Here is a 17,426-nt window from a genome sequence, read left to right on the forward strand (position 1 = left end):
GAGGAGCAGGATCGGCCCTTCGGCCGCGACAGTGGGCCGAGAGGTCGAGGCGGGCGGGCGGCGGAGCGACGACCGTGGGGACATGCCCGCCAACCAAGGAGCACTGCTGCCCTTCCTGCAGGCAGCGGTCCGCAACCCCACCGTCATCGGCGCCATCGCGCCGAGCTCGCCTTCACTCGCCCAGCGCCTCGCGGAGGTCGTGCCCAGCACGGGGGCGCCGACCGTGGTCGAGCTCGGGCCGGGGACCGGCGTCGTCAGCACCGCCATCGCCGACCGGCTGCCCGAGCACGGCAGGCACATCGCGGTGGAGCTCGACCTCGACATGATCCGGCTGCTTGAGCGCGTCAAGCCGGAGCTGGAGCTCGTGCACGGCGACGCGGCACGGCTGGGGGACCTGCTCGCGGCGCGCGGAGTGGACAAAGTGGACACTGTCGTGAGCGGGCTGCCGTGGACGCTGTTCCCGCTCGCGCAACAGCGCCGGATCCTCGGTGAGATCGTGAAGGTCCTCACACCCGACGGTGCTTTCACGACGTTCAGCTACCTCAACGCCTACCCGATGGCGGGTGCGCGGAGGTTCCGCCGCATGCTTCGCGGTAGCTTCGACGAAGTGCTCATCACCCGGACCGTGTGGCGCAACATGTTGCCCGCGCTGACCTACGTCTGCAGAAGGCCCCGCCATGACCGTCTTGCGTGACTCGCTGGCCGGTCTTCCGCCCGTCGTGGTCTACCTGGTCTTCGGCGTGCTGGTGACGCTGGAGGCCGCGATCGTGCTCGGCGTCGTGCTGCCGGGCGTGAGCGGCTTGCTGCTGTTCGGTTTCCTGGCCTATCTGGGCAATGTGGACATCGTCGTCGCCGGGTGCGTCGCGGCGCTCGGCGCGGTGCTCGGCACCTCGCTGGCCTACGCGTCCGGCCGCAGACTCAGCCGCACGGACGGGTTGCCGGACAGCAGGATCGTGCGCCGCATCGGCGCGCATCGCTGGCACCGCACGGAGAACCTGCTCGACCGCTTCGGTGGCCGGGCCGTCCTGGCTGGACAGTGGGTCGTCGGGATCCGCACCCTGATGCCGAGGTTCGCGGCGATGGCGGGCCTGCCGTACCGCAGGTTCGCGCCGTGGAGCATCCCGGTGTCGTTGCTGTGGGGCTCGACCTGGGTGGTCGTCGGCTGGGCCGCGGGCGGTGCCTACGAGCGCGTCGCGTCCGTCGCGGGGTGGGTGAGCCTGACGCTGCTGGCGATCGCGGTCGGCGCGCTCGCACTGGTGCTCCGCAGGCGCAGGGCGACCGTCGCCTGACCGGGACAGGTCCGCGCAGCGCAAGGTGGTTCCCCAAGAAAAACTCGGGAATTTCTCTAGTCTTTGGACGGTGTGGTGACGAGACGAGTCATTCGGTTCCCCATTATGGCGTAAGCGCCGTTGGTCCACCCCGTCCATTGCGTGGATGTGTCACGAACGGTGTTCCTTGCGCCGGTGGCACGGTGGCGGAGCTGGGTGAATCCCTCGTCCACGCGGCGGACCGGCCTGTCCTCTCTATGATCAACATGCTAAGATCATTTATTCTGGCATGTCGTCAATTGTTCGGGGGGCGTCGTGTTTCGCAGATGGGAAGCTGACAGTTCCGCATCGTTCAAGCGCCGGCTGGGTAAATCCGCTCTGGAACTGGGTATGACCGACGACAATCCGACCTGTCCGGACCTGTGGGAGCTGGACAACGGCGATATCGCGGTGATCGGCAGGGACCTGACGACGGAGTACGCCTCCCGGCTCCCCGAGGACGTGAGCATCGGGGAGGACGAGCGCCTGGTGGTCCTCCCGCGCAGGATGCTGATAGCAGCGAAGGAAGACATCCCCCATGAGTGACCTTCCGCCCAGGCCGACAGGGCCCCGGCTCTCGCCGGACGAGTACCTCGACGACTTCTGGAAGCTGGAGCGGATCCAGTCCTTCCAGGAAACGGGGAGCGCGAGCTAGGACGCGTTCAGCTGCGGAGGCTGGGAGGAGTCCTTCTCCCTTATCGCGTCGCGGCGCGACAATCACCGGGACTACTACGCGCGGGTGGCTCGCAGCGGGTTCGTCACCTACCGGGTTCGCGTGGCGGAGGACGAGATATCTCCTTATCTGCAATGGTAGTTGCACTCGTTGCGGCAGCGAACCCAGCTCGGCGAGCGGATTCGCGTTGTCGGTCGGCGGGATGTGGCCCGGTTCGAGCGGCAGGGACCACTGCCGGAAATTGTGACTGTCGGCGCTGATGCCGTTTATGAAATGCTCTACGACGCTGACGGTGCGATTTCTGGTGCTGTTCTTTCCGAGTTGTCGTTGGATGTCACCGCCTGGCGGGAGTTCATTCAGGAACTGTACTGGGCGAGTGAGGGGATAGATAGTTTCTTCGAGCAGCGGGTGGCCCCGCTGGAACCACCGCGGGTCGCATAGCGAGCCAGGGTCGAAGATGACGAGGGAAGAGTTCGACCATCAGGGACCGGACAAGCGGTGGGGGCGACGGAGTCCGCTCTTTCCGGCCAGGCGAGTGGCGTGGTCCAGGCGTGGGACATCAGCGGCGGGTGTCCGGGTCGAATGCGCGGACGGCCCGATATGGGTCACCGAGAGCGAGCCCGCCGCGCCGAGCGACCCGAGCGCGTAAATGCGTGGCGCCCGTCCGGGGATGCGGGTACTGTCGTCCCCGACATTGCCTGCCCCAGGAGGCCCCGCGCTGTGCTCGTGAGCGACGACGACATCTCCGAGTGATACCGACCGGCCCTCGTCGGCCCGTCCACACACTCCTCGTCCGTCCTCCTCGGTCCTCGGCGACCGTGAACACAAGCGCGGTGAACCATGTCTTTTCCCTCCCTTTCGTGCACCAACCTGTCCTTCTCCTGGCCGGATGACACCCCGGTCTTCGACGGGGTGACGCTGGCCGTCGGCCAGGGACGCACCGGGCTCGTCGCGCCCAACGGCGCGGGCAAGAGCACGCTGCTCAAGCTGCTGGTCGGGGAGCTCGCGCCGAGCGCGGGGTCGGTCACGGTCAACGGCGAGCTCGGCTACCTGCCGCAGACGCTCGCGCTGACCCTGAACGACACGGTCGACGAGGTGCTGGGCATCGCCCCGATCCGCGCCGCCATCGCGGCGATCGAGGCAGGCGACGCCGGCGAGGAGAACTTCGCCGTCGTCGGCAACGACTGGGACGTCGAGGAGCGCGCGCGGGCGGTGCTCGACCGGCTCGGCCTCGGCGAGGTCGACCTGGACCGTCCACTGAGGACGCTCAGCGGCGGGCAGATCATCTCGCTCGGCCTGGCCGCGCAGCTGGTGAAGCGGCCCGACGTCCTGGTGCTCGACGAGCCCACCAACAACCTCGATCTGGTTGCGCGCGAACGGTTGTACGCCGTCGCCGAGTCGTGGAAGGGTTGCCTGCTCGTGGTCAGCCACGACCGCGCGCTGCTCGACCGCATGGACCAGATCGTGGAGCTGGTCGGCAACGAACCCCGGTTCTTCGGTGGCAACTTCACCGAGTACACCGAAGCCGTTGAGCGGGAACAGGACGCGGCCGAGCGCGCCGTTCGCTCCGCCGAGCAGGAGGTGAAGCGGCAGCGGCGGGAGGCGCAGGAGGCAAAGGAGCGCGCGGCGAAGCGGGCAAGCAACGCCAAGCGGAACCTCGCGTCCGCGGGACTGCCGAAGATCCTCTCGGGACAGCGCAAGCGCTACGCCGAGGAGTCGGCGGGCAAGGCCAACGACATGCACGCCCAGCGCCTCGACGACGCGAAAACCAAGCTGGAGCAGGCGAACCAGGACATCCGGGAGAAGCAGAAGATCGCGATCTCGTTGCCGGACACCGAGGTTCCCGCCGGGCGGACCGTGCTCGTCGCCGAGGGGATCAATGTCGGCTACGGCTCCGCCCCGGTGTTCGACGAGCCGCTCGACCTCGCGATCAGGGGGCCGGAGCGCATCGCGCTGATCGGTGACAACGGGTCGGGCAAGTCCACGCTGCTGCGGATGCTCGACGGTCAGCTGGAACCGTCGGAGGGCACTGTGCGGCGGTCGGCGGGGCGGACCGCCTTCCTGTCACAGCGCCTGGACACCCTTGACCAGGGGCGGACGGTGTGGGAGAACCTGAAGTCCTTCGCGCCCGACCGCCCCGAAACCGAGCTGCGGCACCGGTTGGCGCAGTTCCTGTTCCGAGGCGACACGGTGCACCGCCAGGTCGGTGTGCTCTCCGGCGGGGAGCGGCTACGGGCGACGCTGGTGTGCGTGCTCTCCGCTGAGCCCGCGCCACAGCTGCTGTTGCTGGACGAGCCGACCAACAACCTGGACCTGGTCAGCGTCGGGCAGTTGGAGAACGCGCTCAACGCCTACCAGGGTGCCTTCGTGGTGGTCAGTCACGACCTGGAGTTCCTGAAAGCGATCGGGGTGACCCGATGGCTGCGGGTGCGCGATGGCGAGGTTGCCGAGACCGGCGAGCCCGGGAGCTGACAAGCGACCCGATCACCAGTGCCACCGCCGCGCCCGCGAACGCGGGTGCGGCGGCGACGGTGGGCATCAGGTCCAGCCCGAGACCACCGTTGATCATCGCGCCGCCGAGCAGTGGCCCGGTGGGCATCAGGTCCAGCCCGAGACCGCCGCTGATCATCGCGCCGCCGAGCAGCGGCCCGGTGGGTACCAGGTCCAGCCCGAGACCGCCGCTGATCATCGCGCCGCCGAGCAGCGGCCCGGTGGGTACCAGGTCCAGCCCGAGACCGCCGCTGATCACCGCGTCGCCGAGCAGCGGCCCGGTGGCGAACGCGCTGGCGCCCTCACCCACCTGCCCCTCGATTCGCGTTGTGGAGCCTTAGCGCGATTTGGGAGCGCTCTTTCGCGCATTAAGGTGACAAAACGCGAAAACCCTGACCACGCCAGCCAGCCACGCGTGCACGGGGGCGGCGCTGAAGCCTCACATTGATGTGAGGGTTGAGTGTCGGTGATGATCGACGTCGTGGGGAACGGCGTCTGCCTCCTCGGCGAAGCCGATGTGCCGACGACTCCCGGTGAGTGCGAACCCCTGCTGGAGGCGCTCCAGGCGGTGCTCGCCGCGCTCGACGACCGCATCGCCCAGCTCGCCGGCAGGAGGGGACATTTGGTGGCTCTTATCGACGACGTCCGCGCCAGGACTCGCGGGTAATGTCGGTGCTCATGCAGCCACAGTCCACCGGCCCCAACCTGCTCGCGGTCAGCGACCTGCACATGGATCGCGACGCCAACAGGAAGGTCCTGCACGACATCCGCCCGGAGACCGACGGCGACTGGTTGGTCGTCGCGGGCGACGTCGCGGACCAGGTCGAGGACATCGAGTACGCGCTGCGGCTGCTGCGTGAGCGCTTCGCCAAGGTGATCTGGGTGCCGGGCAACCACGAGCTGTGGACGCTGCCGAAGGACGCGGTCCAGCTCAAGGGCGAGCCGCGCTACCGGCACCTGGTCGAACTGTGCCGGAACCTGGACGTGGTCAGCCCGGAGGACGAGTACCCGGTCTGGGACACCGGAACGGAGAAGCTCGTCGTGGCGCCGCTGTTCCTGCTCTACGACTACACGCTGCGCAACGACAACGAGACCAAGCAGCAAGCCCTTGAGCGCGCCCACGAGGCCGGTGTGGTCTGCACGGACGAGGTGTTCCTGCACGCGAACCCCTATCCGGGGCGCGACGCGTGGTGCCGGGCGCGGGTGGCCTACACCAAGCGCCGCCTCGACGCGGTACCGGAGGACCTGCGCACGGTGCTGATCTCGCACTGGCCGCTGCACCCGGGCCCGACGAAGCGCCTGTACTGGCCGGAGTTCGCCCTGTGGTGCGGCACCAAGCTCACCGAGGACTGGCACACCCGCTACCGCGCGGCCGTCGCGGTCTACGGCCACCTGCACATCCCGGTCACCGACAACTACGACGGCGTCCGCTTCGAAGAGGTCTCGCTCGGCTACCCGCGCGAATGGCAGCCACGTGGCCTGCCAAGAGGTGTGCTGCGCAAGGTGCTCCCGGAACCCGCCGCGCTGCACCGGGTCTGAGTTTCCCGAGTCCCTCGTCACGACAGGAGTTCCCGGTGGTTTCGCTCAACGGCATCACGGCCCCGCACGAGCTGGCGGGCGGCAAGGCGACCCTCGTGGTCAACGTCGCCTCCCGCTGCGGCCTGACCCCGCAGTACTCCGCGCTGGAGGAGTTGCAGCGCGAGTACTCCGGGCGCGGTTTCACCGTGATCGGCGTGCCGTGCAACCAGTTCGCCGGTCAGGAGCCGGGCACGGCGGAGGAGATCCAGTCGTTCTGCTCGACCACCTACGGCGTGACCTTCCCGCTGACGGAGAAGATCGAGGTGAACGGCCCGAACCGGCACCCGCTCTACGCGGAGCTGACCACCCACCCCGACGCCGCCGGTGACGCGGGCGACGTCCAGTGGAACTTCGAGAAGTTCCTCCTCGCCCCGGACGGCGAGGTGGTCGCCCGGTTCCGCCCGAACACCGACCCCAAGGCGCCCGAGGTGGTCGCGGCCATCGAGTCGGTGCTGTAGCCGTTCGACGCGGGCCCGCTAGGCGCGCGGAGTGCGGCTGAAGGCCGTCACCAGCTGGTTCTCGGCGACCGTGAGGTAGTCGGCCAGCTTCTCCGCCGCCGCGGGCCCCCTGCCCGCGCGGAGGTCTGCCAGGATCTCCTGGTTGCGGCTCAGGTACGGGCCGTGGAAGCGCTCCGGGTCGTTCATCACGTGGAACGCCAGGCGGAGCTCCGCGATGATCTGCTGCATCATCTCGTCGAGCCGCGGGCTGCCAGCCAGGCCCGTCAGCGCCTGGTGGAAGTGCATGTTGGCGGTGCCGAGCTCGCGCCACCGGCCCGCCCTCTCCGCCTTCTCGCCCTCCGCCACCGCGGCCGCGACCTGGTCGAGGCCCGCGGGGGGTGCGCTGATCGCGCTCACCACCGCGCACTCCAGCATGCGGCGGACGCGGTAGAGGTCCCGGACGTCGTCCGTGGTGAGCTCGCGGACGAAGACGCCCCGGTTCATCTCGTGCGTGAGCAGGCGGGCGTGGGTGAGCAGGCGGAACGCCTCGCGCAGGGTGTTCCTGGAGATGCTCAGCGCCTTGACGATCTTGTCCTCGGCCAGCCGCTCGCCGGGGCGGAACGCGCCCTCGATGATCCGGGTGCGCAGGATCTCCGCCACCTTCTCCGCCGTGCTGGTGCGGCCCAGCAGCGCTCGGTCGGCTTCCAGGGCGCTCAGCTCCGGCGAGACGGTCACTGGTCCAGTCAAGCACCGGAAACCAGAACGAAACAACTTTCCTCTTGAGGGATTGTTCAACAATCCTCTACCTTCTGTGTGGTCCACCCCACAGCAGATGGAGGGCAGATGAGCGCCACCTCGACGTCACCGGTCGCGGACACCCGGCCGTTCGCGTGGTTCCGCACCCTCGGTCCGAAGGGCAAGCGCGCCTTCGTGGGGTCCTTCGGCGGCTACGGCCTGGACTCCTACGACTTCCAGGTCCTGCCGCTGGGCATCGTCGCGATCTCGGCGTACTTCGGCATCTCCAGCGGCCAGGCCGGACTGCTCAGCACCGTCACGCTCGTCATGTCCGCGGTCGGCGGCATCGGCGCCGGCATCCTCGCCGACCGCATCGGGCGGGCCCGCACGCTGATGATCAGCGTGCTCGTCTACGCCGTGTTCACCGCGCTGTGCGGGTTCGCGCCGACCTACGAGGCGCTGCTCGTTTTCCGTGGCCTGCAAGGGATCGGCTTCGGCGCGGAGTGGGCCGCGGGCGCGATACTGGTCGCTGAGTACTCCTCGGCGCAGTACCGCGGCAGGACCGTCGCGTTCATCCAGAGCGCGTGGGCGGTGGGCTGGGCGCTCGCCGTCGTGGTCTACACCGTGGTGTTCAACCTCGTCGACCCCGACCTGGCCTGGCGCGTGCTGTTCTGGACCGGAGCCCTGCCCGCGCTGCTGATCCTCTACGTGCGGCGCAACGTCACCGACGCACCCGCGACGGAGCAGCGGCGCACCAAGGCCGCCGAGCGGGGCACCTTCCGCGGCATCCTGCGCGGCAGGCTCGGCCGGACCACGTTCTTCGCCGCGCTGCTCGCGACCGGCGTCCAGGGCGGCTACTACACCCTCGCCACCTGGATTCCCGCCTACCTCAAGGCCGAGCGCGGGCTCACCGTCGTCGGCACCGGCGGCTATCTCGCCTTCCAGATCGCCGGCGCGTTCATCGGGTACGTCACCGGCGGCTACTTCACGGACTGGTTGGGGCGCAAGAAGACCTTCGCGCTCTTCGCGGCACTGTCCGCCGTCCTGATCCTCGCCTACACCGGAGTGCCGGACGGCGCGGACACGCTGGTGCTCTTCCTCGGCTTCCCCTTGGGCTTCTGCACCTCCGCCATCTTCAGCGGGTTCGGCGCCTTCCTCGCCGAGCTCTACCCGGCGGCGCTGCGGGGGACCGGACAGGGGTTCACCTACAACTTCGGCCGCGCGGTCGGGTCGCTCTTCCCGACGCTCGTCGGGTTCCTCGCCTTGACCATGGGTATCGGCGGCGCGATGGTCGTCGGAGCGCTCGCGTACGGCATCGCCGTGGTCGCGTTGTTCGGTCTGCCGGAAACCCTTGGCACGGAACTGGACTGATCGGAGGATGCAGTGTCCACTGTGTACACATCGGACGAGCGGTCCCGGCTGGCCCCCGCCGACGCCCGCGCGGTGTTCCGCGCCGGGACCGTCGAGCCGACCAGCGGCTGGTCGGACGGCTACGCGCAGGCCAACTTGATCTCGGTGCCGGAGGACTGGGCCTACGACGTGCTGCTGTTCGCGCAGCGCAACCGCCAGCCGTGCCCCGTGCTCGACGTGACCGGCGCCGGGTCGGCCTCGACCGTGCTGGCGCCGGGCGCCGACCTGCGGACCGACCTGCCGCGCTACCGGGTGTGGCAGGACGGGGCGCTCGTCGACGAGCCCACCGACGTCCTCGCGCACTGGCGCGAGGACCTGGTGACCTTCCTGATCGGGTGCAGCTTCACCTTCGAGTTCGCGTTGACCAAAGCCGGGGTCCCGTTGCGGCACGTCGAGCAGGGCCGCAACGTGTCGATGTACGTGACCGACCGCCAGTGCCGCCCGGCGCGGCGGCTGCGCGGGCCGATGGTGGTCTCGATGCGCCCGATCCCCGCGGACCTGGTGGAGACCGCGACGCGGGTCAGCGCCCTGATGCCCGACGTGCACGGAGCGCCGGTGCACGTGGGATCGCCGGCGGGACTGGGTATCCAGGACCTGGGCAAGCCGGACTTCGGCGACGCGGTCAAGCCGCACAAGGGCGACGTGCCGGTGTTCTGGGCGTGCGGGGTGACGCCGCAGGCCGCGCTCATGGCGTCGAAACCGCCGTTCGCGGTCACCCACGCGCCGGGCCACATGTTCGTCACCGACATCCCCGACGCGACGTACCGGGTGGGCTGAGCGATGAGCACAATCAGCGGCGTGACGATCGACCTGAACAGCGACCTCGGCGAGGGCTTCGGGCCGTGGCCGATGGGCGACGACGAGGCCCTGCTCGACATCGTGAGCAGCGCGAACATCGCGTGCGGCTTCCACGCGGGCGACCCGTCGATCATGCGAACGGTGTGCGGACTCGCTTCGTCGCGCGGCGTGGCGATCGGCGCGCACATCGGCTACCGCGACCTCGCGGGCTTCGGCAGGCGCGACATCGACATGGACCCGAAGGCGCTGGCCGACGAGGTGCTCTACCAGATCGGAGCGCTGGACGCCTTCGCTCGTGCGGAGGGGGACCGTGTTCGCTACGTCAAGCCGCACGGCGCGCTCTACAACAAGGCCGTGCACGACGACGGGCAGGCGGGCGCGATCGTCGCCGCGATCCGCGCGTACGACCCGGAGCTGCCGGTGATGTGCCTGCCGGGCTCGCGGCTGCTCGAACTCGCCGCTGAGGCAGGGATCCCAGCTGTGGCAGAGGCTTTCGCCGATCGGGCCTACACGCCGGATGGCACTCTGGTGTCGCGGCGCGAACCGGGAGCGGTGCTCCACGACGTGGACCTGATCGTCGAGCGATGTGTGCGGATGGCGGCGGGGGAGGAGATCACCGCCGTGGACGGCTCCGCGCTGAAGGTGTCGGCGCGGTCGATCTGCGTGCACGGCGACACCCTCGGAGCGGTGGCCATCGCCAGTCGGGTCCGTGCCGGGCTCGACGCGGCCGGAGTCCCCGTGACGCCTTTCGCCGTCGGAGCCAGCTGAGCATGCGGATTCGTCACTGCGGCCGAGATGGCGTGCTGGTCGAGCTCGACGGTCTCGACCAGGTCCTCGGCCTGCACGCCGCGCTGCGGGCCGATCCGCCAACGTGGCTCGTCGAGCTGGTGCCCGCCGCCACGACCTTGTTGGTGCGGTTCGACCCCGCTTCGGCCACAGTGGACAGGGTGGTGGAAGGCGTTGGCGCCGTTGAACTTTCCACTGTGGACGCGGCGGGCCTGCGTGAGGTGGTCATCCCGGTGCGCTACGACGGTGCGGACCTCGCCGATGTCTCCTCGCGCACGGGGATGACCGAGGCGGAGGTGGTCGAGCGGCACAGCCGCGCCCGCTACACCGTTGCCTTCTGCGGGTTCGCTCCCGGGTTCGGCTACCTCACCGGCCTGGACCGCGCGTTGTGGTTGCCGCGCAGGGAAACCCCGCGCACGAGGGTGCCAGCGGGGTCGGTGGCGCTCGCCGACCAGTACGCCGGTGTCTACCCGCGCTCCTCACCGGGTGGCTGGCACATCCTCGGCAGTACGGACCTGGCCGTGTGGGACGTCGACCGCGATCCGCCCGCGTTGCTGGTTCCCGGCGCCCCGGTGCGCTTCGAGGTGGTCCCGTGATGGAGATCGTGCGGCCGGGGCCGCAGGCGCTGGTGCAGGACCTGGGGCGGCCCGGACTGGCTGGGCTGGGCGTCGGCCGTTCCGGGGCCGCCGACCGCCGCAGCCTCATGCTGGCCAACCGCCTCGTCGGCAACCCGGAGACCCATGCCGGAGTGGAGATCACCTTCGGCGGGCTGGTGGTGCGCTTCGACGAGGACGCGCTCGTCGCGGTGACAGGTGCGCCGTGCCCGCTGACCGCCGGCGTCCGGGCGGCCGGGATGTACGGGCCGTTCCGGGTGCGGGCCGGCGAAGAGCTCCGGTTCGGCCGGCCGGGCGCGGGACTGCGCAGCTACCTCGCGGTGCGCGGCGGTGTGGACGTGCCGGAGGTGCTCGGCTCGCGCGCGACGGACCTGCTGGCCGGGCTCGGCCCCGATCCCCTCGCGGAGGGGACGGTTCTGCCCATCGGGAGAACCGCGCTGGACTACCCCTGCGTCGACATCGCGCCGCAGGCGCCGTACCCCGACCAACCCGTGCTGCGGGTGCTGCCGGGACCGCGCGCGGACTGGTTCGTCCCGGACGCGCTGGAGTCGTTGTGCGGCGGGCCCTACGAGGTCAGCCCGGAGAGCAACCGCATCGGCGTCCGGCTCACCGGTCCGAGGCTGCACCGGCCGGAGCGGGAGCTGCCGCCGGAGGCGATGGTGCTGGGCGCGCTCCAGGTCCCGCCGTCCGGGCAGCCGATCCTGTTCCTCGCCGACCACCCGGTGACCGGCGGCTACCCGGTGATCGGCGTCGTGGAGCCGGAGGACCTGCACCTCGCCGCACAGGTGCGGCCGGGACAGCGAATTCGCTTCCGGGTGACCGCACGATAGGAGCATGGACGATTTCGCAGCGCGCTTGGAGCGCAACCACGCCGAGCACGCCGCGCACCTGCTCCGGGACACCTCGGGGATGAGCGTGCACGAGCCAGGTGACGTGCTCGTCGCCGACAGCGGCATCGCCGACGACACCTTCAACATGATCGTGCACGCGCGGTTCGCCGAGCACGCCGCGGACGACCGGATCACCGATGTCGTCGCGTCGCTGCCCACCGGCAGGCCGTTCTCGTGGTGGGTCGGCCCGGACTCGCGCCCGGACGACCTCTCCGCGCGGCTGGGCGGGGCCGGGTTTCCGTCCTGCGAGCAGGAGAACGCGATGTGGTTCCCGCTGGAGGAGGTCGAACCCGTCCCGTCGCCCGAGCTGGAGATCGTCGCGGTGCGCACTCCGGACCAGCTCGCGGACTTCGCAGCAGTGCTCGCCCCGCTCTGGAGCCCGCCCTCGGTCGGCGTGCCGGAGTTCTACCGCAGGGTCGCGGCGAAGGCGGTGCTGCCGGGCTGCCCCGCGCGGTTCTTCGTCGGCTACCGCGACGGCGAGCCGGTCGCGACGGCGGAGGTCTTCCTCGCCGCGGGGGTCGCGGGCATCTACAACGTGGCCACCGACGCGCGGCACCGGCGGCGGGGGTACGGTTCGGCGATGACCCGGGCGGTGCTGGCCGAGGCCGCCGCGTCCGGTTGCCGGGTGGCGGTTCTCCAGGCGTCCGCCGCGGGCGAGCTGGTGTACCGGAAGCTCGGCTTCCGCGTGCTCGGCACGGTGCGCGAGCACGCGGTCACCGCGCCCGTTGTGCGCGATCGACAGGCCACTGCCTAGGTGCGCGGCCCGGTCTTGTCCGGAAACGACCAGGATTCACGGAGAACACTGTTATTCCGTTGAGGCGGTCTTGTCGCGCCTGTCACGCCCACCTAACATCCTGTGCACAGTGTGGAAACGATTCCATGGGTGGTCCTTGATCGGGGCGGGAACTCTGGGCGCGGGCGGCCACGCGCGGATCGCGCGACCATGACCAGCGGGTTCCTTCGGGGGAGGATGTTCGTGCACCTGCGCAGGCTGGTCGCGGCGGTGGTGACCGTCGTGCTCACCGTCTCCGTCGGCGCGTGCGGCGCACCCGCGGCCGTGGCGCCCACCACGGTCCGGATCGGCGTCGGCGGCCTGCCGCTGCTGGTCTACCTCCCCACCACGCTCGCCCAGCGGCTCGGCTACTACGCCGAGGAGGGCCTGGACGTGCGGTTGCAGGAGTACCAGTCCGGCGCGAAGGCCCTGGAGGGACTGCAGGCGCAGAACGTCGACGTGGTCAGCGGCTACTACGACCACGCCATCCAGATGCAGGCGAACAAGCGTCCGGTCAAGGCGTTCGTGAACATGCTCCGCTACCCCTCGGTCGTGCTCGCCGTCTCGCCGAAGGCCGGTAAGCGGATCACCACCATCGCCGACCTCAAGGGCGCCAAGGTCGGCGTCACCACGCCGGGCTCCTCCAGCGACTTCCTGCTCAAGTACCTGTTGGTGCGCAACGGTCTGAAGGCTGACGACGCCGTCGTGCACGCCATAGGGGGCGACGCGAGCGCCATCACGGCGATGGAGAGCGGGCGGGTGGACGCCGCCGTCATGATCGACCCCGCGTTCTCGTTGCTGCAGAAGCGGATGGGCGCCGATCGGGTGCGCGTGCTCAGCGACACCAGGACCGCGGAGGGCGTCCGCGAGGACTTCGGGGTCTCGACCTACCCGGCGGCGGTGCTCTACTCCGGCACCGACTGGGTCAGTCGCAACGGCCGGGTCGCGGGGAAGCTGACCAAGGCGATCGTGCGCACGCTCGACTGGATGCGCAAGCACACCGCCGCCGAGATCGCCGAGCGGATGCCCCGCGAGTACGCGGCAGGGGACTTCGACACCTACGTCCAGTCGATCGAGCACGCCAAGGACGCGTACTCGCCGGACGGCACCATCCACACCGACGGGGCCGAGGCCGTCTCCGGGGTCCTGCGTCAGTTCAGCGCGGAGATCTCCCGCATCTCCATCAGCCTCGAAGATACGTTCACGAATGAGTTCGTAAATCAAATCTGAGTTATATTCTCGTTTTGTATTGATTCTGTATGTCTGAAACCTACACTTCCTGACATCGACCGGTCCCGCTATTCCCTGTCATTTCGGGATTATGTCGACGGACTTCCCCCTGCATGTCCGAAGAAGTGAGGTACAACGATGGCTACCGTTTCGGTCAAGAGGTCCGTGACGGCGTTGGCCACCAGCGCCGCCGCGCTGCTCGCCCTCGCCACCCCGGCCCTGGCCTCCGACGTGAGCGCCCAGGCGATCAACCTGCGCACCCCGTTCGACTGCGGTCAGGTGTGGAACGCCAACACCCGCACCAACCACAACCCGCAGCTGTCGGTGGACTTCCAGCGCAGCGACGCCAACAACAAGAACGTCCGCTCCAGCGCCGCCGGCAAGGTCGTGACCCGCCGCGACCTCGGCAACACCAGCTACGGCCGGTACCTGGTCATCGACCACGGCGGCGGCTGGCAGACGCTCTACGCCCACCTGAACTCGTTCAACGTCTCGCTGGGCCAGAGCGTCAGCACCGGCACGATCATCGGCAAGGTCGGCAGCACCGGTGGATCGACCGGTCCCCACCTGCACTACGAGCAGAAGCTCAACGGGGCGGTGCAGCGCGTCGTGCTCAACGGCAAGGCGGTCGTGTACTACGGCAACACCTCGATCACCAGCAGCACCGGCTGCTGACCGGTCCGCTCACAGGCGCAGCTCCCGGCGGCCGTCCCCGCCGGGGGCTGTTCTGCGGCTGTACGGCGGATGGTCACCGTGCCCGCTCGATGACACGCTGACCGCAGTTCCCCGCAGCCCCGCCACGGAGGAAACACGTGCGAACAGCACTCGCGCTCGCCGCCGCGATGATCGCGGGCCTCGTCGTCAGCCCGACGGCCACCGCCGCTGTGCCGAGCACTGACACCGCGGAACTGGCCTACCACTGGGCTCCGGTGCACTACCAGGACACCGACGATTCCAACGCCAGCGCCGACTACCTTTCTCCCATCGATTTCGACGGGAACTGGACCGGGCGGGACAACTGGGAGAACCAAGCAAAGCAGAAGCAGAACCTCCGTGGCGCCGCGTATTACTCGGTCACCGAGAACGCGGACTTCTACTACCTGCTCTACGGTTTCTTCCACCCGCGTGACTGGAGCGACTGGAATCCGCTCGAAGAGCACGAGAACGACATGGAGGGTGTTCTCGTCGTCGTCCAGAAGGGCGGCGAGTGGGGGACCCTGCGCGCCATGGTGACGGTGGCGCACCGCGACTTCTACTCCTACACGCCCTCCGGCAGCCCGTTCACCAGCGGCCAGGAGAACATCGACGGCACCCTGCTGACCACCACGCACGACGGCGTGGCGCGGCCGTCCACCTTCCAGGAGGCGAAGGGCCACGGGCTCTACCGCTGGGACGGCAAGGACTTCCCCGGTGGTGACGGCGTCGTGTACTACCCGACGCGCGGGGCGGGCGAGGTGCCCAGCGGCGGCAACGACCGCCGCGTCGGCTACCAGCTGATCGACATCTTTGCCGAGGGCGGGCTGTGGGCGCACCGCGACGCCCCGGCGACCTTCCACTCGTGGGGGACCTTCTCCGGGGACAACGGCGCCGACAACGCCGCGAACGCGCCGTGGGGCTGGGACGACCACAACGACAAGCCCGGTCGTGGCGAGCTGGCGACCGACCCGGCGCGGGTGATCCGCGACTACTTCGCCAACGCGGGCGCGCAGAGCTCCACCTATGTCAGGAACCAGTACCGCTGAGTCCGGTGCCGCCGACCGCGTTCACCGAGGTGTAGCCGCCCGCGACCGCCCAGTCCGAGCCGGTGATGAACGCCGAGGCCGGGGAGCACAGGAACAGCACGACCTCGGCGACCTCGGCCGGGTCGGCCACCCTGCCCAGCGGGTGGAACGGCGTGCCCCGCCCGGTGCCCGCCGGCTCCTGCCCGCTGCCGCCGGTGAACTGGTCGAGCACCTCCGACCACGTCCACGCGGGCGAGACGGAGTTGACCCGGATGCCGTCCTCGGCGAAGTCGGCTGCGATGGCCCTGGTCAGCTCCACCAGCGCGGCCTTGCCGACCGGGGCCAGCCAGCGGCTCCTGCGCACGATGCCGTCGGAGGTGAGGTTGACGATCGCGCCACCCGCCGCGCGCAGGTGCGGGTGGGCCGCGCGCGCGGCGATGGCGGCGCTGACCACGCCCGCGTTGAAGGAGTCGAGCCAGTGGAACCGGTCGGCCCCAGGTGCGGACAGGCCGCCACCGAGGTTGACGACCACGTCCAGCGAGCCGAGCTCGTCGACGGCGCGCTTGAGGCAGGCCGCCACCTGGGTGTCGTCGGTGAGGTCGGTGCGGGCGAAGCGCACGCCGCCGGTGACCCGCTCGTCGGGCTCGACGTCGCCGAGCAGCACCCGGGCTCCGGACTCGCGCAACGCGGCCACCACGGCGGCCCCGATCGGCGTCGCCCCGTTCGAGGTGGACCCGCCCAGCACCACGACGGCCGTACCGGCCAGCTCCCGCATACTCCTCATTCCCGCGCGCCTGCCCCAAGAATGACCAGGTGGTCATGGCATTGCCAGCCCCAAGGCGCACCCTCGATACAGTTTGCGCAGCGAAGTGCACATTTCACTTGGGGAGGATCATCGACATGGCCGAAGGCCCGGTCCCGGGGCCGCGCGTCGCCGCCGAGCGGTTCCCGCTGTCCGGCCATCCCCTGCTGCGCACCCGGGACCTCGACGAGGCGCGCGAGCAGATCACGCGCTCCTTCTGCCCGCACCGGCTGGACCTGGTCGGCACGGGTGCGCGGCTGAACGCCACGCAGAACGGGGTGCGCGTCGGCCGGATCAGCCTGCACTACCTGGACTACGGGGCCGACGTGCGCATCCGCGCCGAGTCGATGGACGAGTTCTTCCTGGTGCAGATCCCGCAGGCGGGGTCGGCGGAGATCCATTGCGGCCGGCAGCACGTGACCACCGGGACCACCCTCGCCTCGGTGCCCAACCCCACCGACGACGTGGACATGCTCCTGCGGAAGGGCACCCCGCAGCTGATCGTGCGGCTCGACCGCGAGGCCGTCGAGAGCAGGCTGCACCAGCTGCTCGGCAGACCACCGCGCGGCGTGCTGCGATTCGACCTCGGCATGGACCTGGAGGAGCCCGCGGCGCGTGCCTGGTTAGCGCAGGTGCGGTGGCTGCGCTCGGCGATCGAGGCCCCGGCCCCGCCGTCGCCGCCGGTGGTCGAGCACCTGGAGCAGTCGCTGGTCACGGGCCTTTTACTGGGGCAGCGCTCCAACTTCTCCGACGCCCTGCACGCCGACCAGGCCGCGTCGATGCCGCGGACCGTGCGGCGGGCGGTGGAGCTCATCGAGGGTCACGCCGCGGAACCGCTGACCGTCGAGGACCTCGCCGAGGCGGTCGGTGTCGGGGTCCGGGCTCTCCAGGGCGGGTTCCGGCGGCACCTGGACACCACGCCCATGGCGTACCTGCGCGAGGTCCGGCTCTCCCGCGTGCACGACGAGCTGCGCGCCGCCGACCCGAACACGGTCACCACCGTGACGGAAGTGGCCGCGCGATGGGGTTTCTGGCACCCGGGCCGGTTCGCCGCCGCCTACCGCCAGCGCTACGGCGAGACCCCGTCGAGCACGTTGCAGCGCTAGCTCCTGTCCTGCACCTGGTAACACCCCCTCACCACCCCCTCGCCACCCCCTCGCCACCCCCTCGCCACCCCCTCGCC

At 69.9% G+C, this 17,426-nt stretch carries 21 protein-coding genes; 18 read left to right on the plus strand and 3 right to left on the minus strand.

What is annotated here, in order from left to right:
* Positions 1 to 82: 82 nt before the first annotated feature.
* The 5 genes from ACFFQA_RS31170 (at position 83) to abc-f (ending at position 4,452) form a co-directional block, all read left to right on the plus strand.
* On the plus strand, positions 83 to 694 hold the full coding sequence (locus ACFFQA_RS31170; protein ID WP_377860122.1) for a class I SAM-dependent methyltransferase: 612 nt from the start codon (positions 83 to 85) through the stop codon (positions 692 to 694).
* The gene (locus ACFFQA_RS31175) at positions 678 to 1,289 is read left to right on the plus strand and encodes a DedA family protein (protein ID WP_377860124.1); all 612 of its coding nucleotides are present in this window, start codon (positions 678 to 680) and stop codon (positions 1,287 to 1,289) included. The genes ACFFQA_RS31170 and ACFFQA_RS31175 overlap by 17 nt, the downstream gene beginning before the upstream one ends.
* A gap of 369 nt (positions 1,290 to 1,658) precedes the next feature.
* Positions 1,659 to 1,853 (plus strand): hypothetical protein, encoded by a 195-nt coding sequence (locus ACFFQA_RS31180; RefSeq protein ID WP_377860126.1) that lies wholly within the window; start codon positions 1,659 to 1,661, stop codon positions 1,851 to 1,853.
* Between the two features lie 277 nt (positions 1,854 to 2,130).
* Positions 2,131 to 2,421 (plus strand): DUF6879 family protein, encoded by a 291-nt coding sequence (locus ACFFQA_RS31185; protein ID WP_377860128.1) that lies wholly within the window; start codon positions 2,131 to 2,133, stop codon positions 2,419 to 2,421.
* Between the two features lie 399 nt (positions 2,422 to 2,820).
* On the plus strand, positions 2,821 to 4,452 hold the full coding sequence (gene abc-f / locus ACFFQA_RS31190; protein ID WP_377860130.1) for a ribosomal protection-like ABC-F family protein: 1,632 nt from the start codon (positions 2,821 to 2,823) through the stop codon (positions 4,450 to 4,452).
* On the opposite strand, the gene ACFFQA_RS31195 is transcribed toward abc-f, so the two are convergent.
* A complete protein-coding gene (locus ACFFQA_RS31195; protein WP_377860132.1) occupies positions 4,355 to 4,780 on the minus strand; it encodes a hypothetical protein in 426 nt (141 codons plus the stop codon). The two genes, abc-f and ACFFQA_RS31195, sit on opposite strands and share 98 nt — an antisense overlap.
* A gap of 159 nt (positions 4,781 to 4,939) precedes the next feature.
* On the opposite strand from ACFFQA_RS31195, the gene ACFFQA_RS31200 reads away from it, so the two are divergent.
* Genes ACFFQA_RS31200 through ACFFQA_RS31210 form a run of 3 tightly spaced genes read left to right on the plus strand, consistent with a single transcriptional unit; the run spans position 4,940 to position 6,506 of the window.
* Positions 4,940 to 5,137, plus strand: coding sequence for a hypothetical protein (locus tag ACFFQA_RS31200; RefSeq protein ID WP_377860133.1), 198 nt, complete (start codon positions 4,940 to 4,942; stop codon positions 5,135 to 5,137).
* 11 nt (positions 5,138 to 5,148) lie between these two features.
* The gene (locus ACFFQA_RS31205) at positions 5,149 to 6,009 is read left to right on the plus strand and encodes a metallophosphoesterase family protein (protein WP_377860135.1); all 861 of its coding nucleotides are present in this window, start codon (positions 5,149 to 5,151) and stop codon (positions 6,007 to 6,009) included.
* Between the two features lie 35 nt (positions 6,010 to 6,044).
* A complete protein-coding gene (locus tag ACFFQA_RS31210) occupies positions 6,045 to 6,506 on the plus strand; it encodes a glutathione peroxidase (RefSeq protein WP_377860137.1) in 462 nt (153 codons plus the stop codon).
* Positions 6,507 to 6,524: 18 nt separating this feature from the next.
* Here the strand turns inward: ACFFQA_RS31210 and ACFFQA_RS31215 are convergent, their stop codons facing one another.
* Positions 6,525 to 7,232: a GntR family transcriptional regulator gene (locus ACFFQA_RS31215; protein ID WP_377860139.1), complete on the minus strand. Its 708-nt coding sequence runs from the start codon at positions 7,230 to 7,232 to the stop codon at positions 6,525 to 6,527.
* Between the two features lie 96 nt (positions 7,233 to 7,328).
* Here ACFFQA_RS31215 and ACFFQA_RS31220 point away from each other — a divergent pair, with 96 nt between their 5' ends.
* The 9 genes from ACFFQA_RS31220 to ACFFQA_RS31260 all read left to right on the plus strand — a co-directional run bounded on the left by ACFFQA_RS31220 (position 7,329) and on the right by ACFFQA_RS31260 (position 15,462).
* Positions 7,329 to 8,591: an MFS transporter gene (locus ACFFQA_RS31220; protein ID WP_377860141.1), complete on the plus strand. Its 1,263-nt coding sequence runs from the start codon at positions 7,329 to 7,331 to the stop codon at positions 8,589 to 8,591.
* Positions 8,592 to 8,612: 21 nt separating this feature from the next.
* Positions 8,613 to 9,407 (plus strand): putative hydro-lyase, encoded by a 795-nt coding sequence (locus ACFFQA_RS31225; protein WP_377860842.1) that lies wholly within the window; start codon positions 8,613 to 8,615, stop codon positions 9,405 to 9,407.
* Between the two features lie 27 nt (positions 9,408 to 9,434).
* The gene (locus tag ACFFQA_RS31230; protein ID WP_377860844.1) at positions 9,435 to 10,196 is read left to right on the plus strand and encodes a LamB/YcsF family protein; all 762 of its coding nucleotides are present in this window, start codon (positions 9,435 to 9,437) and stop codon (positions 10,194 to 10,196) included.
* A 2-nt stretch (positions 10,197 to 10,198) separates the two neighbouring features.
* Positions 10,199 to 10,810, plus strand: a complete 612-nt coding sequence (locus ACFFQA_RS31235; RefSeq protein WP_377860143.1) for a 5-oxoprolinase subunit B family protein — start codon at positions 10,199 to 10,201, stop codon at positions 10,808 to 10,810.
* Positions 10,810 to 11,658, plus strand: a complete 849-nt coding sequence (locus tag ACFFQA_RS31240; RefSeq protein WP_377860846.1) for a 5-oxoprolinase subunit C family protein — start codon at positions 10,810 to 10,812, stop codon at positions 11,656 to 11,658. The genes ACFFQA_RS31235 and ACFFQA_RS31240 overlap by 1 nt, the downstream gene beginning before the upstream one ends.
* Positions 11,659 to 11,662: 4 nt before the next feature.
* Entirely contained in the window at positions 11,663 to 12,472 is an 810-nt protein-coding gene (locus ACFFQA_RS31245; RefSeq protein WP_377860145.1) for a GNAT family N-acetyltransferase, read from the plus strand.
* 189 nt (positions 12,473 to 12,661) lie between these two features.
* Positions 12,662 to 13,720 (plus strand): ABC transporter substrate-binding protein, encoded by a 1,059-nt coding sequence (locus tag ACFFQA_RS31250; protein ID WP_377860147.1) that lies wholly within the window; start codon positions 12,662 to 12,664, stop codon positions 13,718 to 13,720.
* Positions 13,721 to 13,858: 138 nt separating this feature from the next.
* The gene (locus ACFFQA_RS31255) at positions 13,859 to 14,395 is read left to right on the plus strand and encodes a M23 family metallopeptidase (RefSeq protein ID WP_377860149.1); all 537 of its coding nucleotides are present in this window, start codon (positions 13,859 to 13,861) and stop codon (positions 14,393 to 14,395) included.
* A gap of 137 nt (positions 14,396 to 14,532) precedes the next feature.
* Entirely contained in the window at positions 14,533 to 15,462 is a 930-nt protein-coding gene (locus ACFFQA_RS31260; protein WP_377860151.1) for a hypothetical protein, read from the plus strand.
* Here ACFFQA_RS31260 and ACFFQA_RS31265 read toward each other — a convergent pair.
* The gene (locus ACFFQA_RS31265) at positions 15,443 to 16,225 is read right to left on the minus strand and encodes an SDR family oxidoreductase (RefSeq protein WP_377860153.1); all 783 of its coding nucleotides are present in this window, start codon (positions 16,223 to 16,225) and stop codon (positions 15,443 to 15,445) included. The two genes, ACFFQA_RS31260 and ACFFQA_RS31265, sit on opposite strands and share 20 nt — an antisense overlap.
* Positions 16,226 to 16,341: 116 nt before the next feature.
* On the opposite strand from ACFFQA_RS31265, the gene ACFFQA_RS31270 reads away from it, so the two are divergent.
* Complete coding sequence (locus ACFFQA_RS31270; RefSeq protein ID WP_377860155.1) at positions 16,342 to 17,349, plus strand: AraC family transcriptional regulator; 1,008 nt, start codon at positions 16,342 to 16,344, stop codon at positions 17,347 to 17,349.
* Positions 17,350 to 17,426 lie beyond the last annotated feature (77 nt).

The sequence above is a fragment of the Allokutzneria oryzae genome (assembly GCF_042429765.1).
GTDB lineage: Bacteria > Actinomycetota > Actinomycetes > Mycobacteriales > Pseudonocardiaceae > Allokutzneria > Allokutzneria oryzae.